Annotated in this window: 15 protein-coding genes and 1 riboswitch; of the genes, 5 read left to right on the top strand and 10 right to left on the bottom strand. The window is 64.5% G+C overall.

Annotated elements, in window-relative coordinates; genetic code table 11:
• Positions 1-18: 18 nt before the first annotated feature.
• The 4 genes from FPY90_RS12005 to FPY90_RS11990 are packed head-to-tail and all read right to left on the bottom strand — an operon-like array spanning position 19 to position 4,939.
• The gene (locus FPY90_RS12005; protein ID WP_498681194.1) at positions 19-1,659 is read right to left on the bottom strand and encodes a thiamine pyrophosphate-binding protein; all 1,641 of its coding nucleotides are present in this window, start codon (positions 1,657-1,659) and stop codon (positions 19-21) included.
• Positions 1,652-3,364: an amidohydrolase gene (locus FPY90_RS12000; RefSeq protein ID WP_498681191.1), complete on the bottom strand. Its 1,713-nt coding sequence runs from the start codon at positions 3,362-3,364 to the stop codon at positions 1,652-1,654. The genes FPY90_RS12005 and FPY90_RS12000 overlap by 8 nt, the downstream gene beginning before the upstream one ends.
• A gap of 2 nt (positions 3,365-3,366) precedes the next feature.
• Positions 3,367-4,656, bottom strand: a complete 1,290-nt coding sequence (locus FPY90_RS11995) for an MFS transporter (protein WP_498681190.1) — start codon at positions 4,654-4,656, stop codon at positions 3,367-3,369.
• A gap of 46 nt (positions 4,657-4,702) precedes the next feature.
• Positions 4,703-4,939, bottom strand: coding sequence for a hypothetical protein (locus FPY90_RS11990; protein ID WP_498681189.1), 237 nt, complete (start codon positions 4,937-4,939; stop codon positions 4,703-4,705).
• Here FPY90_RS11990 and FPY90_RS11985 point away from each other — a divergent pair.
• Both FPY90_RS11985 and FPY90_RS11980 read left to right on the top strand, forming a co-directional pair.
• Positions 4,938-5,828, top strand: coding sequence for an Lrp/AsnC family transcriptional regulator (locus tag FPY90_RS11985; protein WP_498681188.1), 891 nt, complete (start codon positions 4,938-4,940; stop codon positions 5,826-5,828). The two genes, FPY90_RS11990 and FPY90_RS11985, sit on opposite strands and share 2 nt — an antisense overlap.
• A gap of 196 nt (positions 5,829-6,024) precedes the next feature.
• Positions 6,025-7,122: an NAD(P)-dependent alcohol dehydrogenase gene (locus tag FPY90_RS11980; RefSeq protein WP_498681186.1), complete on the top strand. Its 1,098-nt coding sequence runs from the start codon at positions 6,025-6,027 to the stop codon at positions 7,120-7,122.
• Positions 7,123-7,211: 89 nt separating this feature from the next.
• On the opposite strand, the gene FPY90_RS11975 is transcribed toward FPY90_RS11980, so the two are convergent.
• The 3 genes from FPY90_RS11975 to FPY90_RS11965 are packed head-to-tail and all read right to left on the bottom strand — an operon-like array spanning position 7,212 to position 10,655.
• Entirely contained in the window at positions 7,212-8,009 is a 798-nt protein-coding gene (locus FPY90_RS11975) for an enoyl-CoA hydratase/isomerase family protein (RefSeq protein ID WP_498681184.1), read from the bottom strand.
• Positions 8,006-9,226, bottom strand: a complete 1,221-nt coding sequence (locus tag FPY90_RS11970) for a CaiB/BaiF CoA transferase family protein (RefSeq protein WP_498681183.1) — start codon at positions 9,224-9,226, stop codon at positions 8,006-8,008. The genes FPY90_RS11975 and FPY90_RS11970 overlap by 4 nt, the downstream gene beginning before the upstream one ends.
• 43 nt (positions 9,227-9,269) lie before the next feature.
• The gene (locus FPY90_RS11965; protein ID WP_498681181.1) at positions 9,270-10,655 is read right to left on the bottom strand and encodes an SLC13 family permease; all 1,386 of its coding nucleotides are present in this window, start codon (positions 10,653-10,655) and stop codon (positions 9,270-9,272) included.
• Between the two features lie 123 nt (positions 10,656-10,778).
• On the opposite strand from FPY90_RS11965, the gene FPY90_RS11960 reads away from it, so the two are divergent.
• Positions 10,779-11,531 carry an IclR family transcriptional regulator gene (locus FPY90_RS11960; RefSeq protein WP_498681178.1) on the top strand — a complete coding sequence of 251 codons (753 nt, stop codon included), beginning with the start codon at positions 10,779-10,781 and terminating at the stop codon, positions 11,529-11,531.
• A gap of 75 nt (positions 11,532-11,606) precedes the next feature.
• Here FPY90_RS11960 and FPY90_RS11955 read toward each other — a convergent pair whose 3' ends face one another.
• The 3 genes from FPY90_RS11955 to FPY90_RS11945 all read right to left on the bottom strand — a co-directional run bounded on the left by FPY90_RS11955 (position 11,607) and on the right by FPY90_RS11945 (position 14,473).
• The gene (locus tag FPY90_RS11955) at positions 11,607-12,836 is read right to left on the bottom strand and encodes an amidohydrolase (RefSeq protein WP_498681176.1); all 1,230 of its coding nucleotides are present in this window, start codon (positions 12,834-12,836) and stop codon (positions 11,607-11,609) included.
• A gap of 115 nt (positions 12,837-12,951) precedes the next feature.
• Positions 12,952-13,695 carry a hypothetical protein gene (locus FPY90_RS11950; RefSeq protein ID WP_071214329.1) on the bottom strand — a complete coding sequence of 248 codons (744 nt, stop codon included), beginning with the start codon at positions 13,693-13,695 and terminating at the stop codon, positions 12,952-12,954.
• Between the two features lie 28 nt (positions 13,696-13,723).
• A complete protein-coding gene (locus FPY90_RS11945) occupies positions 13,724-14,473 on the bottom strand; it encodes a DUF5058 family protein (RefSeq protein ID WP_498681173.1) in 750 nt (249 codons plus the stop codon).
• Positions 14,474-14,644: 171 nt separating this feature from the next.
• Positions 14,645-14,735, bottom strand: a riboswitch (glycine riboswitch).
• Between the two features lie 550 nt (positions 14,736-15,285).
• On the opposite strand from FPY90_RS11945, the gene FPY90_RS11940 reads away from it, so the two are divergent.
• Positions 15,286-15,450, top strand: coding sequence for a hypothetical protein (locus FPY90_RS11940; RefSeq protein WP_217641852.1), 165 nt, complete (start codon positions 15,286-15,288; stop codon positions 15,448-15,450).
• A gap of 297 nt (positions 15,451-15,747) precedes the next feature.
• Complete coding sequence (locus tag FPY90_RS11935; RefSeq protein ID WP_083411130.1) at positions 15,748-16,524, top strand: IclR family transcriptional regulator; 777 nt, start codon at positions 15,748-15,750, stop codon at positions 16,522-16,524.
• The last annotated feature ends 19 nt before the right edge of the window (positions 16,525-16,543 follow it).

Here is a 16,543-nt window from a genome sequence, read left to right as displayed (position 1 = left end):
CACTTCGGTTGGTGTCGTTTAGCTGAACAGCGCCATCGGCACGTGGATGAGCTGCACACCGCCGTTGGCCAGCGCCGTGCGGATGGCCGGGGCCAGCTCTGCGGCGTCGGCGATCCTGGTGCCGGTGCCGCCGAACGCGGTGGCAAGCGCCGCCCAATCGGGCTGCACCAGGTCCACACCGACGGGCGTGATGCCGCGGTCCAGCTCGTTCTGCTTGATCTCGCCGTAGCCGCCGTTGTCCGCGCAGACCACCACGAGATCCAGGCGCTGTTCCACGGCCGTGACCAGTTCCTGGACGGCGAACATCAGGGCGCCGTCGCCGATCACGCAGACCACCGGGCGCTCCGGTGCGCCGATGCGCGCCCCGATGGATGCGGGCAGGCCGTAACCGAGCGTCGCGTAGGCGGGGGTGTAGAGCAGCGAGTGCGGCGCATCCTGCGGGATGAAGCTTGCCGTGCCCAGGTAGGTGGCCTGGGAGGAGTCCCCGCCGATGATGGTGTTGGCCGGGACCGCGGAGGCAACCTGTTCTGCCAGTGCGGCGAATGCGGGGGACAGGGCCCTGGCATCGGCGCGCATCGTTGAGCGCAGGGCTTCCAGCCGCGGAGCCGCCGGTGCCTGGTGTTCGGACAGGGCTTCGAGCAGCTGCGGCACGATGGCCGCGGAGTCTCCCACCAGGCCGATGTCCGCGGCGAGGTTCTTGTTCAGCTGGGTGTCCAGGATGTCCACGCGCACCACGGTGCCCGAGGGGTTCAACCTATTGAACCAAAGCTCGGCATCTCCCACCTTGGAACCGAGCACCAGCAGCACGTCGGCGTCCTCGCAGAACTTCTGCGCAACATCCAGGCGGATGTCCGAGCCCAGGGACAGCGGATGCGATTCGGGGATCGCGCCCTTGCCGTTCAGCGTGGTCACCACCGGGGCGGCCAGCTTCTCGGCAAGCGCCAACACATCGGCGCCGGCACGCAGCGAACCGCCGCCGGCCAGGATGACCGGGTTGGTGGCGGTGCGCAGCGCCTCGGCCGCCTTTGCGAGCGCAGCAGCGTCTGCCTGCTGCGGGGCACGTTTCGCCACCGCTTCAAGCAGCTGCAAAGGCGCGTCCGAGGGGCCCTCGAGGATGTTCAGCGGGATCTCGATGTGGATCGGGCGCGGACGGGAGTAGCGGAACAGTTCGAAGGCGTCGTGGATCGCCTGGACCGCCTCGGTGCCGGAGGCCACGCGGCGGGACCACTCGACGATGGCGCCCACGGCGCCGGTGGCGTCCTTGGTCTCGTGCAGCGAACCGATGTCCGCGAATTCCTCGCCCACCGGCACACCGGGGGAGAGGATGACCAGCGGGCGGGACTCGCAGTAGGCCGTGCCCGCCGCGGAGAGTGCGTTGAGCAGGCCGGGCCCCGAGGTGGTGATGACAACGCCGGGCAGGCCGGTTTGCTGGGCCCAGCCGTCTGCGCCGTAGCCGGCGCCCTGCTCGTGGCGGTTGGTCACCGGGCGGATGCCCAGCGGGGCCAGATGGCGGTAGAACTCGAGGTTGTGGGTTCCGGGGATCCCGAAGACGGTGTCGATGCCGTAGTTGCGCAGCACCGTCATCACGTCCAGGCCGGCGTTGTTGGCCACGACGCCCTCGGGCAGCTCGATGGTGGAGGTGGTTTCCGGGTTAGACATGTTCGAGTTCCTTTTCCACGGAGGTTGAGCGGTCTGCGGTGAAATGGCAGATGCCGCCCACCCAGGTTTCCAGCACACGGATTTCGGCGATCGCGCCGACCTGAACGGCCAGCGGGTCGGCGGCCAACACGGCGAAGTCGGCGCGCTTGCCGGCAACCAGGGAGCCCAGGTCGTCCTCGCGGCCCATCGCAAAGGCCGCATTGATGGTGTGGGCCTCCAAGGCCTGCTTGGCGGTGATGAGCAGCTCGTCGCCGCCAAGCTTGTGGCCCTGGCGGGTCACGCGTGTCGCGGCGGCCTGGATGGCCTCCAGCGGGAGCGGCTCGGCCACCGGGGCGTCGGAGGAAATGGTCACCTTCACGCCGGCATCGATGAATTCGCCCAGCGGGTTGAAGCGCTCGCCGGGGGTGCCGATCGCCTCGGTGACGCCTTCGCCCCAGTTGTAGTAGTGCTGCGGCTGGTTCACCGGGTGGATGCCGGCGGCCGCCATGCGGGTGATCTGCTGCGCGGTTGGGAGGCCGCAGTGCTCGATCCGGTGGCGCGCGTCGGTGTCCGGGCGTTCGGCCTGGGCCGCCTCGATCGCGGAGATGACCATTTCCATCGCGGTGGGGGACTGGGCGTGGGTCGCGGTCTGCAGGCCCAGTCGGTGGGCCTTGGCGATGAGCTCGGCGTAGGCGGCGGGCTCGTGGTAGAGCTGGCCGGTGCGGCAGGGGTCGCCCACGTATCCGTCGGGGAAGTAGGCGGTCCAGCCGCCCAGGGTGCCGTCGGCGTAGAACTTGAAGCCGGCGAAGCTCAGCTGCGCGTTGCCGAAGGCCCCGTGCATGCCCATCTCGGACGCCTCGTCCAAAAGGTGCGAGAGCAGGTACATGCCCACGCGGATCTTGAGCTGGTTGGCGCTTGCCATGCGCAGGTACATGTCGAATTCGCGGCGCGAGACCTGGGCGTCGCCCACGGTGGTGACCCCTCCCGCCAGGAATCCCTCCTGGGCGATCTGCAGCTGCCGCAGGTGTTCCTCGGGGGCGTCGGCCAGGTGGAAGTTGGGACCGTGGTGCCCGATCTTCACGCCCTCGACGCCGGTGAGGATGTTGCAGGCGGCGTCCGACAGCTCGCCGGTGAGCTCGCCCGCCTCGTCGCGGAAGAATTCGCCGCCGGCCGGGTTCACGGTGCTCTTGTCCACCCCGTGCAGCTTGAAGGTGTAGTTGTTCACGACCCCGCCGTGGCCCGAGGCGTTCATCAGGTAGACCTCGCGGTCGGAAGCGACCTCGTCGAGTTCCGCGGCGGTGGGGTGGCGTTGCTCAACCAGGTTGGTCTGTTCGTAGCCGTAGCCGCGCACCGGCAGCCCGTTGGGGGTCTGTGCGGCGCGTTCCTTGAGCAACGCCACGATCTCCGGGATGCTCTTGGCCTGCTCCGGCCCGCAGTCGACCCAGGTCTTCAGCTGCCCGTACATCAACGGGTGGGCGTGGGCATCGATGAAGCCCGGGACCACGGTGGCGTCCCCGAAGTCCTGCACGCGCGGTTCCGGCAGTCCCAGTTCGGTGGCGGCCTTGCGGCATTCGGCCGCGGTGCCGACGACCAGCAGGTGCCCGTCGTGCAGCAGCATCGCGGTGGCGACGGGGGTGGCCTCATCCATGGTGTGGATGGTGGATGCGGTGACCAGCTGCGGGATGAAGGTGCGTGCCGGTGCGTCGAAGGTCTGCAGTTTTCTCATGGTCAGGCCCCAATCGTTTCGTTCGTGGTGGCGAGTGAGGAGTCGGTGGTCTCGGAGTACGGCTCCTCGTCGCGGTGCTGCGGTGCGAAGTACAGGCAGAAGATGCTCAGCGTCCCCATGCCCAGGAAGACCGCGAGGACCGGCCAGATGCTGCCGGTGGTTGCGTAGAGCAGGGTCGCGGCCAGCGGGGAGAGTCCTCCCCAGAAGGCTGCGGCAATGCCGTTGGACAGCGAGATGGAGGTGTAGCGGGCCTGCGGCGGGAACAGCTGGGCCATGATGGTGGCCATCGGCGCGTAGGTCGCGGTCATCATCAGGCGCATGGCGCAGAAAGCCACGAAGAGCAGCCACTCGGGTCCGGTGGACATGACCAGGAATTGCGGGATCACCAGGATCATCGAGCCGAGCAGGCCAACGAACATGACGCGCTTGCGGCCCCACCTATCGCCCAGCCAGGCAACACCGAGGGTCGCCACGAGTTCCACCAGCGCGGCCAGCGCCAGGGCGTTGAGGACCAGGGTCTCGTCCAGTCCCACCGACGGGTCGGTGCCGTAGGCGGTGGCGAAGGTGGTGGTCAGCTGGTAGCCGCCGGTGGACAGCGGCAGCAGGCCGATGCCCAGCAGGATCGGCTTCCAGTTCTTCACGATGGCGGTCTTCAGCGGCAGGGTCTGGGCGACGCCCTCGACCTTGGCCTCGAAGACCGGGGATTCCTCGACCCGGTTCCGGACCCAGAAGCCCACCAGGATCAGCACGAAGGAGAGCAGGAACGGGATGCGCCAGCCGCCGTTCATCAGGAAGTCGTCCCCGCGGGAGGTCAGGGCGCTGAACATCAGCGTGGCCATCAGTGCGCCGGCGGGGTTGCCCAGCTGGGCGAAGCCGCCGTAGAAGGTCTTGTGCTTTTCGGGGGCGTGCTCGACGGCCATCAGGACCGCGCCTCCCCATTCGCCGCCCACGGCCAGGCCCTGCAGTGCGCGCAGGACGATCAGCAGTGCCGGTGCCCAGACGCCGATGCTGGCGTAGGTGGGCAGCAGGCCGACCAATGCGGTGGATACCCCCATGACCAGCAACGTGATGACCAGGGACGGGCGGCGCCCGAACTTGTCACCGATGTGCCCGAAGATGATCCCGCCCAGCGGGCGGACGGCAAAGCCGACGGCGTAGGTCGCGAAGGCCGCGGCCACGCCGACCATGCGGTCGGCCTCGGGGAAGAACAACGGCCCGAAGACCAGGGCCGCCGCCGTGGCGTAGATGTAGAAGTCGTACCATTCGATGGCCGTGCCGACGAATGCGGCCATGCCTGCCCGTCGTGCACGGGCGTGACTGAATTCTTTCACTGCGGCCCTATTTTGTTCCATGGGAGATTCCACCTTTTCCAGCTCTAGCCAGAACTTGTCTGTGATGCGGACTACTGTAGCCACGGAAAAGCGTGACGGCAAACACAATAAATACGCTTGCCGTGAGGTAATCTTCACTATTGTATGGATCGATCAGTATTTGCGTTCCAGAGAAAATAATCCATGCACGATTACGCAGTTTTTGTTCCAGAGTCGAAACATACCTGAGAAATGAAGGCGCCATGAAGGATCCACGAAACATTGACACCGCGATCATCCGCGCGTTGCAGGTCGATGGCCGCGCCAGTTTCCTGGACATCGCCAAGGACCTCGGTGCGCCGCGGGCGACGGTGGCCACGCGGGTGCAGCAGTTGCTGGATGCGGGCACGGTTCGGGTCATCGCGGCAGTTGATCCCTCGTTCCTGGGCCAGCGGGTCATCGCCCACGTCTCGGTCGTGGCCGAGGGACCGGTGCGCGTCATCGCCAACGGCCTGGTGCAAGACTCGGATTCGGTGCTGGTTTCGGCGGTCGGCGGCGACCACGACCTGATTGCCGAGTTCCGGGTGACCAGCCACGAGGAACTGCACCGAAGGCTGGCGGACGTGCGGCGGCTGCCGGGGGTGGCCAAGATCGACACCCTGATCTACACCTCGGTCATCAAGGGCTTTTTCATCTCCAAGTACACCGGCGACGCGGCGATCGATGCCATGGACACCCGGCTGATCGAGCTGCTGCAGGCCGACGGGCGGAGCAGTTACCGGCAGATGGCCGGAATCGTGGGACTGTCGGCCACCGCGGTGCGCACCCGCGTCCAGAGGCTGCTGGACCTGAGAATCATCAAGATCAGTGCGGTCGAGGCGCGCGGCGCACACGGACGGCAGCTGTCCATGGGGGTGGGGCTGAACATCAATGGGGGGCACGACGAAGTGATCGAGCTGCTGCGCACCTCGAGCGACATCGAGTTCGCCGCCGAGACGGTGGGCAGGTTCGATGCCGTGGCAACGCTGGTGGGCCAGTCACCTGCCGCGCTGCTACAAACCCTCGAGGTCCTGCGTGCGCTGCCGGGAGTCAAGCGCACCGTGTCCTGGTCGCACCTGGACGTGTTCAAGGAGGACTACGCGCGAAGGGTCTAAGCGGGTGCTCCTCTGGGCTTTGGCTTCCGGGCCGTCCCAACCACTTCGTGCTGCCGAAGGGCTAGCATGAGGGCAGTGGGCCAGGGCGCTTGTGCGCCAGTGAATGGTTTCACCGAAGCCGTGCGGGATGCGACGCGCGAGCCCCCAAGCGGGCATGCGCGTTCGTTCGAACGCGCATGACCTGAAGGGAAGACACATGAAGACCAGAGCAGCAGTGGCGATTGCCCCCGAAACCGACCTCGAGATCCGCGAGATCGAGGTGGACGAGCCCCGTTCCGATGAACTCCGCGTGAAGATTGTCGCTTCCGGCGTGTGCCACACCGACGCCATCATCCGCGACCAGTGGTACCCGGTGCCGCTGCCGGTGGTCCTGGGCCACGAAGGAGCCGGGATCGTCGAAGCAGTTGGCTCGGACGTGCAGGGATTCTCCGTGGGCGACAAGGTCGTCATGGGTCCGGCGTTTTGCGGCCAGTGCGAGCAATGCCTGGCCGGGCACCCGATGTACTGCGTGAACTTCTACGACCGGAACTTCGGGGTCCAGCGCGCCGACGGCTCGAAGGCTTTTTCGGACCAGAACGGCGCGATCGGATCGCACTTCTTCGGCCAGTCGTCCTTCGCCGAGCACACCAATGTCGCGGCCCGTGGCGTGGTCAAGGTCCCCAACGACGTGCCGCTGGAGATCCTCGGTCCACTGGGCTGCGGGATCATGACCGGTTCCGGGGCCGTCCTGAATGTCCTTGAGCCGAAGCCCGGATCCTCCATCGCGGTGTTCGGCACCGGGGCCGTGGGCATGGCCGGCATGCTTGCCGCAAAGGCCGCCGGCGCCACGACCATCATCATGGTGGACATCGTCCCCGAACGCCTCGCATTCGCCAAGGAGCTGGGTGCCACCCACACCGTGAATTCCAAGGAGGTGGACCCGGTCGAAGCGATCAAGGAGATCACCGGCGGCGGGGTCAACTACGCGTTGGACACCACCGGCGTACCCCCGGTGTTCTCGCAGATGACCCAGTCGTTGGCCACCCGCGGCCACGGCGCCCTCGTCGGTGCCGCGAAGCTGGGGACCGAGGCGCCGTTCGCCATCGGCAACCTGCTGCTGACCGGCATCAAGGTTTCCATGGTCATCGAGGGCGACGCGGTGCCCAAGGAATTCATTCCCCGGCTGATCAGCCTGCACGCCCAGGGAATGTTCCCCTTCGACAAGTTGATCAAGAAGTACAAGTTCGAAGACATCAACCAGGCCTTCGCCGATTCCGCGGACGGATCGACCCTCAAGCCGGTCATCGTGTTCTAGCGCCTACGGATCCCGTTGTGGGGTGGCCGGACATGTGCCAGCTGGCGCGTGTCCGCCCACCCTTCCTCAGGAATGGACCAGTGCAAGACTCAGTCGCCCCACGTGAACCTGGGCCGCTCGCCTTCCAGGAACGCGCGTTGGCCGACGGCGAAGTCCTCGCTGGCCGGCAGGTTGGCCCATTCCTCGCGCCACAGCTCATCCTCCGCGCCGCTTCCGGAAACCAAGGAATCGATCAGCTTCTTCATGGTGTGGATCGAATACTGGGAGCGCGTGGCCATGCGGGCGACCAAGCCTTGGCTGAGGGCCTCGAAGTCGGCCTCGGGAACCACGTCCGTCAGCAGCCCCCAAGCCGCGGCCTTCTCCGCGGGGATCAGATCCGCACTGAACAGCACGTACTTGGCCTTGTCGGCGCCGAGACGCTGGACCAGGCGTTCGACGCCGCTGCGCGGATAGATGATGCCGAGCTTGGACGGCGTCACCGCAAGTTTGACGGAATCGGCGGCGATGCTGATGTCGCAGGCCGAGGCAATCTGCCACCCCCCTCCCATGCAGGTCCCGCGCACCAGCGCCACGGTCGGCTTGCGTGCCGCCCCGATCGCGGCATCGGCGGCGCTGAGGTGGTCGATGGTTTCCCCGTCCGGGCTCTCGTCGAACAAGACCTGGTGCAGTTCGTTGATCGCGGCGCCGGCCGAAAAGTCCTGCCCGCTTCCACGCAGCGTGATGACCTTAACCCTCGGGTCGGCATCGAGCCGGCGCACCCGCTTGGCAAGTTCGAGGCACATGTCCCGGGTCAGCGCATTGCGCTGGCGCGGGTTCTCGATCACGATGGCGCCGACATCCCCGCTGACTTCGCTGGCGATGCGGCCGGCCAGCGTCGTCGCGCTCATGCCGTTGCCCCGGTCGTGGCCAGGACGGCCGGTTCCCGCACGATGCCCTCAGCCATCAGCCGGTCGATCTGTTCGTTGTCCAGTCCCATGCCGGTGAGGATCTCTCGGCTGTGCTCGCCCAGCACGGGCGGGGCATGGCGCACCGGTGTGGGGGCATTGCCGATGCTGACCGGACCACGCAGGATCCGCAGGTTGGTGCCGTCGGCTCGCTGGGTTTCGGCGATCAGCCCGAGCGCGCGGGCCTGGTCGCTGTTTACCGCCTGCAGGTAGTCGAACACCGGCCCGCTGGGGATTCCCACGGCGTTGAGATCCTCGATCCATTCGGCGGCGGGGCGGGTCGCCAGCTCCCTGGTGACCAAGGCGTTGAGTTCTTCGCGGTGCACGGCCCGGTCCCTGCCGGTGGCAAAACGGGGATCTTCGGTCAGCTCGGTTCTGCCGAGCACCGAGCAGAATGCCGCCCACTGCGACTCGGTGGCAACGGCCAGAACGATGTCGTCGCCGGCCGTTGCGTAGGCCCCGTAGGGGGCGATGGTCGGGTGGTTGTTGCCCTGGGGTTCCGGTGCCCGGTCCTGCGATAGTGCGGTCTGTCCCTGGAATGCCGAAAGCCCCAGCGCGGTTTCGAACAGCGAGGTGGAGACGTTCTGCGCTTCGCATCCCTGGGCCCTTGCGTAGAGCGCACTGACCAGGGCGAAGGCGGAGATCATGCCGGTGGCGATATCGATGACGGGAACGCCGACGCGGTAGGTTTCCTCCGTGTTCTTGCCGGTGACCGAGGTTAGCCCGGAGGCGGCCTGGATGACCTGGTCCAGTCCGGCCCGGTCCTTCCATGGTCCTGCCGTGCCGTAGCCGGTAATGGAGGAAACGATGAGTCGCGGGTTGAGTGCACGCAGCCGTTCGGCCCCGAGCCCCATCTTTTCCATGGTTCCGGGCTTGAAATTCTCCACGAGCGCGTCGGCATCCGCGAGCAGCTCGGAGAGCAGTTGGCGTCCGGATTCGCTGTAGAGATCCAGCGAGAACGACTTCTTGTTCCGGTTGGTGGAGTCGAAATACAGGCTGTGGTTGCCGTCAAACGGCGGCCAGGACCGCGACGAGTCCCCGCCGGTGACGGTCTCGATCTTGATGACGTCCGCACCCATGTCCGCGAGCAATGCTGTGCAGTAGGGGCCGGCCAGTGCTCGGCTGAGGTCGATGACGCGAATACCGCTCAATGGCAGCAAGGTGTCCTCCTTGGGATGAAATGAATCGGAAATGGCGGGGGCACTAGAACATGGTTGGAAGCACTAGGGCGCCCACGAGGCCCAGCGGGCCGATCACGACCATGGACATGCCCCACCGGGTCAGCAGCTGGTTGATGCGCGGGCGCTCGTCCTCATCGACGGTGGCCACCAGTGTGGCTCCCACCGTTGAAAACGGGGATACGTCCACGATCGAGGAACAGACTCCAAGCGCCGCGATCAATGCCCAGCCGGCGATGTCGCCCGAGGCCACCAGCGGGATGGCCAGGGGCACCAGGGCCGCGAGCATTCCGGTGGTCGAAGCGAAGGCCGAGACGAGCCCGCCGATCAGGCAAATGACAAGGGCCGCGATCAATGGGCTTCCGATCTGGCTCGCGGCATCGCCCAAGAGCTCGACTGCGCCCATCTTCTGCAGCACTCCGACGAAGGTGATGATGCCACCGACCATCAGAACCGTGGACCAATCGATTTTGGCCACTGCGGTCTTTCCGGTCTTGGGGTCCACCAGTGTCATGACAGCAGCGAAGGCAAAGCAAAGGACTCCGATGTCCGGATCCAGCCCGAAGAGCGCGAGGGCGATGACGCTGGCCACCAATCCGGCCATGCACAGCACGGTGATCAGTTGTGTTGGGTTCATTCGTGGACGAACCGCAGCGGGGGTTTCTGTGCGTTGGAGCGTCTTTAGCCCGCCGCGCGCGATTTGTGCGCTTCGCTTGGAGATGCCCTCGCGTTCGAAAGGATGGGATGGAAGGGGGGCCTTGGCGGCGAAGTTCGGTGCAATGGCCGGTCCGATTTCACCCGGTGCCCGGGTCTTGAGCAACTTGAATCCCCCGAACATGACATATGCGGCCGCAAGCAAAACGATGTTGGCGCCGAGCGCCACGGCAAACAGCAACAACGGGTTCAACGGAATGCCGACCGAATGGGCGGTTCCGTAGGTAACGATGCCAAAGAGGCTGGTGGGAGCGAATCCGCCGGCGCTCAGGCCGCATCCGATGGCAAGCCCCATCAGCATCCGGTCGATGCCGTATTTCTTGGCCAGCGGCATGCCTATTGGGGTCATCACCAAACCGGCAAGCGGTGAGCCCATCGCGGAGATACCTGCGGTCAGGGCAAAGAACACCATGGGGAGAACGAAGGCGTTGTCCCCGACCTTCGAGATGGCGGATTCGATGATCTTGTCCACGGTGCCATTTGCCTGCGCGATGGCAAAGAAGTAGGTGACGCCAACGAGCAACACCAGGATGGAGATCGGGAAGCCGGCAACAACCTGCTTCATTTCCATGTCGGCGAGCCAAATGCCAACACCTGCGGCACCGGCGAACATGATGACGCCCAAGTGCACCTTGCGAATCGTGGCCAAGGCGAAGATGCCTACAAAAATTATCAAGGCAATGATCTGAGAAGTCACTGTGATCCTTTCACAAAAACATTCATTGGTTCATCTAGTGAACCGACGGTTCATTTTGCTGCATTGGCTGTAAGCTATATCACAAACAAGGATTGGGCAAGAGATGAAATTGGGGCGTACGGGTTGAGCACACAAAGCGTGAAGTCGGCAATGCAGATCATCGAGGTCATCTCGGAGCACCAGCCCATTGGCCTCTCGGATATCGCGAGAAGGACCGGCGGTTCAAAGGCCACGGTCCTGCGGATGCTCACGACTCTCAGGGATATGCGTTGGGTGGAGCAAAGTGATACGCGAGATGCAACCTGGTCGCTGAGCTTCCACGCCTATGCAGTGACTGCCCGCGCAGGGCTGGGCGTCGACCTGCGCGACATCGCCATTGGGCCGATGAATGGGCTTCAGCTGGATACCCGTGAAACGGTGCACCTTTGTGTCCCGGATTCAAACTGTCTGGTGGTCATTGAACGGCTCGATACCCCGCATGTCCTGCGCGCGTTCTTGGCGTTGGGCACGCCGATTCCGCTCCATGCCTCGGCCACTGGACTGGCGTTCCTCGGGGCATCCACCGACGAGTTTGTCGAGGGAGTGTTGAAGGGCCCGCTGGAAAAGACCAGCGGGCAGACGGCTACAACCCCGGAAAGTGTGTGGAAACTGGTGCGTGAGGCACGCGAGCGCGGCTACTCCATCAACGAGGAGGGACTGAGTGACGGAATCACCTCGGTGGGAGCCGCAATCATGAACTCCACGGGTGCACCGGTGGGCTGTGTGTCCATCTCCGGGCCGTCGAGCCGAATAGTGTCTTCCAAGTACGAGGAATACGGCACGGCCGTGATGCGAACGGCCAATGAGATCAGCGGGCTGATGCGCGGTCGACGCTGAAGCTTGGCTTCGGATTGGGTTAAAAACGTCCGGCCAGACCCGCCGGGGATCTGGCCGGACGCCGAGTCTTCGTCTTTACTTGCCGACCTTGGAGAACAGCGCGCGGACCGCAGCCTGCACGCCGGTGCTCAGCGTCGGTTCCATGACCGGGGCGAAGAACGGCGAGTGGTTTGCCGGCGGGTGGCCGGCGGCCAGGGTCTTCGCGTCATTGCCGCCGAAGAACCAGAACACCGAGGGCACGCCGATCGCCGCGGCCAGCGCACCGAAGTCCTCGCTGCCCATGACCGGCGAGCCCTGGCGAACGCGTTCCTCGCCGAACTCGGCACGGAACTGCTCGGCAAGCTTCTCGGCCTCGGCCGGGTCGTTGTACAGCGGCGGGAAGTGGGAGATGTCCTCGATGAGCGGTTCCGCGGCACCCGAGGCCTGCGCCTCGGCGGCAATGATGCGCCGGATCGAGGAGAGCACGATGTCCCGCACCTCGGGATCAAAGGTGCGCACGTTGAGGGTGAACACCGCGCGATCGGGGATGACGTTTTCCTTCAGGCCCGCGTGGAAGGACCCGATGGTCACCACCGCGGCGGATTGCGGGGCCACCTGGCGCGAAACGATGGTCTGCAGGCGCAACACCATGGCCGCTCCCAGCACGATCGGGTCGATGGAGCGCTCGGGCATCGATCCGTGGGAGCCTTGGCCGTAGACGGTGACCTTGAAGGAATCCGCGGTGGTCATGGCCGCACCGCCCATGATCTCCACGGTGCCGGCGAGCCCGTTCATCACGTGCTGGCCGAACATGATTTCCGGTTTGGGGGCCTTGTCCCACAATCCGTCCTCAACCATGGCCTTGGCGCCGGCGGCCGTTTCCTCGCCCGGCTGCAGCACGAACACGATGGTGCCGGCCCAGGCGTCCTTGGCGGCGGCGTACAGTTCGGCGGTCTTCAGCGCGGTGGCCATGTGGGTGTCGTGGCCGCAGGCGTGCATGGTCGGGACCTCGGTGCCGTCATCCAGGAAGCCGGTGGCGGTGCTGGCGTAGTCCAGCCCGGTGTCTTCGAGCACCGGCAACCCGTCCGTGTCGGCGCGCAGGCCGATGACCGGTCCCTCGCCGTTGCGCAGGATGCCCACGACCCCGGTGCCGCCGCAGCGGAACACCTCGAGCCCGAGGTCTTCCAGGCGTTTGGCCAGGTAGTCGGCGGTCCGGTGTTCCTGCATGGACAGCTCGGGGTTGGCGTGGAGGTACTTGTAGGTCTCGTGCACTTCCGCGGTCGAGTCCTCGGTCAGTGCCAGGGCCGGCGGGATGGTGTTCGTCATCGGGCGTTGTTTCCTTGCTCTTGGGTGGGGCGGCGGCACCCGGGAGTGCCGCCGCCGGTAACTGTGGTGTGGATGCGCTCGGTCTCGGGCCGGTCCGGGCAGCCGAGTGCGTCGGTCAGTAGACCGGCCCCTCGGGGGTTGCATGCACCGGTACGTCCTCCGGTGTCCCCAGGGTCTTGCGGTCGCGCAGCACCCAGGCGAGAACAGCCGTGGCAATCACGGCGACAGCGGTGGAGAACAGGCCGAAGGGCTTGAAGAAGAAGGCCACGGAGACCACGATGATCGAGACGACCAAGGCAATCAGCGCCGAGCGCGGTGCCTTCTGGCTCACGATCGCCTGCACGACCACGGCGCCCATGACGGTGGGCAGGATGTAGAACTGGATGGTCTGGACGATGTCAGTGGGAATCACGCTGACCAGCCAGGTGCCCAGCAGTCCGACGAAGATGAACAGCGAGGCCAGGTGGACGGTGGCGGCACCGCAGATCGCGGCGACCGAGGCCAGCTCGCCCTTGCGGGTGCCGGGCTTTACGCCGATGGTGGCCTGGGCGATCATGGCCGCCGGCAGCAACTTGTTGGAGATGTTGCCGATCATGAACGCCTGGTACATGGACGAGGCGCCCAGGATCGGGAAGTAGGTCAGCGGCTCGACGATCCAGATGACCCCGAAGACCGCGGCCAGCGCACCGAAGGCGGCGATGATGCCGGAGACCTGGATGTCCAGTCCGGCAAAAAAGACCAGGTAGGCAGGGGCGGCCAGCGAGAAGAACAGGCCAATGATCATGGTGATCCGGCCCCAGCGGGAAGTGGTCTTGTCGAAGGCGCCGAGCGCCTGGTGGATTTCTGTTGCCTGAGGCATGATGTGCTCCTGGGAATCTTGGCTGCGATTAGAGGCGGGTGGCCGCGTAGGTGATGGCCAGGGAGAGGATGATGGCAATGCCCAGGGCCCATTCCTTGATCCAGGGCCGGTTGACCTTCTTGGCGATGACCATCAGACCGGTCATGATCGCGGCCGAGGAGACGAAGGCGACCACGTGTATCCATGACTTGGGCAGTTCGCCGATTCCCAGCACCATGAAGGCGGCAACCATGGCGGCACCCGGGACCACGAGCATGATGGCCGGGTTGACCTTGCGCAGCGCGGAGTCGCCCTTCTTGAGCAGCGGGGTCAGGATGAGCGTGGCAATCATCCACATGGCCCCGCCCAGGCTCATGGCGGCCAGGGCCAGGCCAAAGACGGCCTGCGTGTAGGTCGGCCCGCCGAGTTCGGCTCCGGCGGTGTTGGCTGCGATTGCCGCGGCGGCGGTCTCGTAGGACACCGAGCCGATCAAGCCGATGCGCACCAACACCGCGGGGGTGCCGAAGACCGTCAGCAGGGCGACGGCAACCATGACCACTGCCAGTGAGGGGCCAAGCGCGGAGATGGCGCCGGCGCGGAAGCTGGTCTTCAATTCGGCCTGGCTCATCCCGACATGGGGTGCAGCGATCCGTGCGGCCTTCATATAGATGACGGACTGGACGACGATGACCAGGAAGACGCCGACAGCACAAGCCCAGAGGACTGGCGAATTGGCTATGGCGAGGATGTCCGTGGAATTGCTGTCCGCAGCGGCGGGCAATATGGCAGGTACGTGCATGGGGGAGTTCTACCGTTCATCGAAGGGGTCAGTGCGGTGCATGCGGGCCCTGGGTGATGCCGGTGCCACCGTGCCCGCTCTGTCCTGAACCTGAAAGTGAAACCGGTGCCCCATGGCACCGGCGTGCTTCGTCGGTGAGCCACCGGTCCCGGCGGCTGCTCTCCAGAGTTTCCTCACGCGGCTGTTCCTGGTACCTGAGAGATTGCGGGTGCTTGCCCCTTCGGTGCCCGAGTGGTGTCCGGGACTCTCCAGCCGCGCGTGACCGGAAGACTATTCAGTTGTGTGCGGATGCTTTTCCGCGTGCGACCAAGAATACTTGACGCGGGTCACAGTGGCTCTTTTGTTTCTCCCGACCAAGCAGTCGTGAATCAATATTTTTGCGTCTGGTCATCGATGGCCTAAGGAGCCAACCTCGTCCGCCTGCAATCGAGTAAGGAGGGCGGTGCTCCGGAAGATACCTCGCGCATCGAATGGATTTCGGGCGGACAAGCATTCCATCGAGATGAACCGGTGGTTAGCCTTGAAAAAATGCATGGCGGCCTCGCCTGTCCACTTGTTATCGATCACCGGATGCGCACACCGGGGCCGGATGCCCATCGAAGCGCCACACCCCGATTCCCGGCGGTTTTAAATATGTCTGCCAACAAAGACACCGCCAGGAAGTACATCTACGGATTAAACAATTCGGATCACGCCTAAATCCTCTCGTGCCTGACCGGCGACACTGAGTGGAGGGCCTTCGGCCACTTTCGGCTCAACGGCAAGGAAGTCTACGACCCGCGATCTCAAGCCCCGATTTCAGTGGACCGCCAGTGCTGCTCATAGTGCGCTTTGTCGAAGGGGACGACGTGGTGATGACCGAGTTCTCCGGCGAGGTCTTACGCATGGCCATAGGCGAGGTCTTTGTGATGCGCGAGGCCTTGATCACCGAGCGCCGCACCTTCGTCATCGAACTGACCGAGAACGACCACAAATAGGCGCCGGAGGAACCTACTCTCAGCCTTGCTAGGCACGATATTTCCCAAGCCTCGTATCGCAGATGCCCTCCTGGGTGAGCAGTCAAGTGTTGCTATCAGCAACGTACCCCTTCAGCAGTGTTGAAGCTATCTGGGCTGCCGCTAAATTCGTTTCAACGAGAGGGCGATGAATGCTGGTGTTCAGATGATGATCAATTTCTCAGCAGGATCTATCCGCCTCAATGGACTTAGAAACACAACTGCCGCCTCGCTCATTTGTGTTGCATGTCTCACTGAGTAAGACGCATAATAATTCGCATGGTTGTTTCTCTCCCTCAGGTACCGGTCTCGATGGTCGATCGCATTGGTGTCATCCTCGAGACGTTTAATGTTGATGACCCGGTGTTGACGGGCTCGGAAATTGCGCGTCGTACGGGCCTGCCCAAGGCGACTGTCGCGCGGATACTCGTGGACCTTGATCGGCATGATTTCGTTGCCCACACCGAGTCCGGATACCAGATTGGCATGAAGTGTTTTGAATTGGGGGAACGGGCACAACAGCCCAAGAACCTGCGCCGACTGGCTTTGGCCACCATGTCTGATCTTCGGCAAGCAACTGGTCTGACAGTGCAACTTGGCGTGCTTGATGGCTTGGATGTCGTATATATCGAGATCCTCCGCGGAAAGCACCGAGAGCTTCGTATTCCCTCACGAATCGGCGGGAGGGTGCCCAGTTATGCCACTGCTGGAGGCAAGGCGTTATTGGCCCACTCGGCCGCGGAAGTCCAAGAACTGGTCCTCAGTAGCGCCCTCACAAAAATCGGGCCTCGGACCATCGTCGATCCAAAAGAATTGGCCGCCCAATTGGAACGTACGCGCCGAGATGGCATTGCCTACGAGGTTGAAGAGTCCCATGGAGGTTTATCATGTGCGGCGAGCCCAATCCTTCGAAGCGATGGAACGGCGCTCGCAGTAATCTCAATCACCGCACCGGTAGGTAGCGTTGATATGCGCATAGTGGGGCCGGCTGTTCATGCCGCGACGCTCGGCTTGAACCGTCAGGTGCGGGCTACGCCATACTGGGCAAGCCTCTAGCATTACCTGTCCCACTGAG

Source organism: Arthrobacter sp. C2 (assembly GCA_024207135.1).
Classification (GTDB): domain Bacteria; phylum Actinomycetota; class Actinomycetes; order Actinomycetales; family Micrococcaceae; genus Paeniglutamicibacter.
The sequence above is the reverse complement of the archived record's forward strand: the minus strand, read 5'-3'. Positions and strand labels throughout refer to the sequence as shown.

Coding starts and splice junctions, on each gene's coding strand:
- FPY90_RS11980 (WP_498681186.1), top strand. CDS start 6,025: ATGAAGACCAGAGCAGCAGTGGCGATTGCCCCCGAAACCGACCTCGAG.
- FPY90_RS11990 (WP_498681189.1), bottom strand. CDS start 4,939: ATGGCGCCTTCATTTCTCAGGTATGTTTCGACTCTGGAACAAAAACTG.
- FPY90_RS12005 (WP_498681194.1), bottom strand. CDS start 1,659: ATGTCTAACCCGGAAACCACCTCCACCATCGAGCTGCCCGAGGGCGTC.
- FPY90_RS11935 (WP_083411130.1), top strand. CDS start 15,748: ATGGTTGTTTCTCTCCCTCAGGTACCGGTCTCGATGGTCGATCGCATT.
- FPY90_RS11975 (WP_498681184.1), bottom strand. CDS start 8,009: ATGAGCGCGACGACGCTGGCCGGCCGCATCGCCAGCGAAGTCAGCGGG.
- FPY90_RS11955 (WP_498681176.1), bottom strand. CDS start 12,836: ATGACGAACACCATCCCGCCGGCCCTGGCACTGACCGAGGACTCGACC.
- FPY90_RS11985 (WP_498681188.1), top strand. CDS start 4,938: ATGAAGGATCCACGAAACATTGACACCGCGATCATCCGCGCGTTGCAG.
- FPY90_RS11995 (WP_498681190.1), bottom strand. CDS start 4,656: ATGGCCGCATTCGTCGGCACGGCCATCGAATGGTACGACTTCTACATC.
- FPY90_RS11945 (WP_498681173.1), bottom strand. CDS start 14,473: ATGCACGTACCTGCCATATTGCCCGCCGCTGCGGACAGCAATTCCACG.
- FPY90_RS12000 (WP_498681191.1), bottom strand. CDS start 3,364: ATGAGAAAACTGCAGACCTTCGACGCACCGGCACGCACCTTCATCCCG.
- FPY90_RS11950 (WP_071214329.1), bottom strand. CDS start 13,695: ATGCCTCAGGCAACAGAAATCCACCAGGCGCTCGGCGCCTTCGACAAG.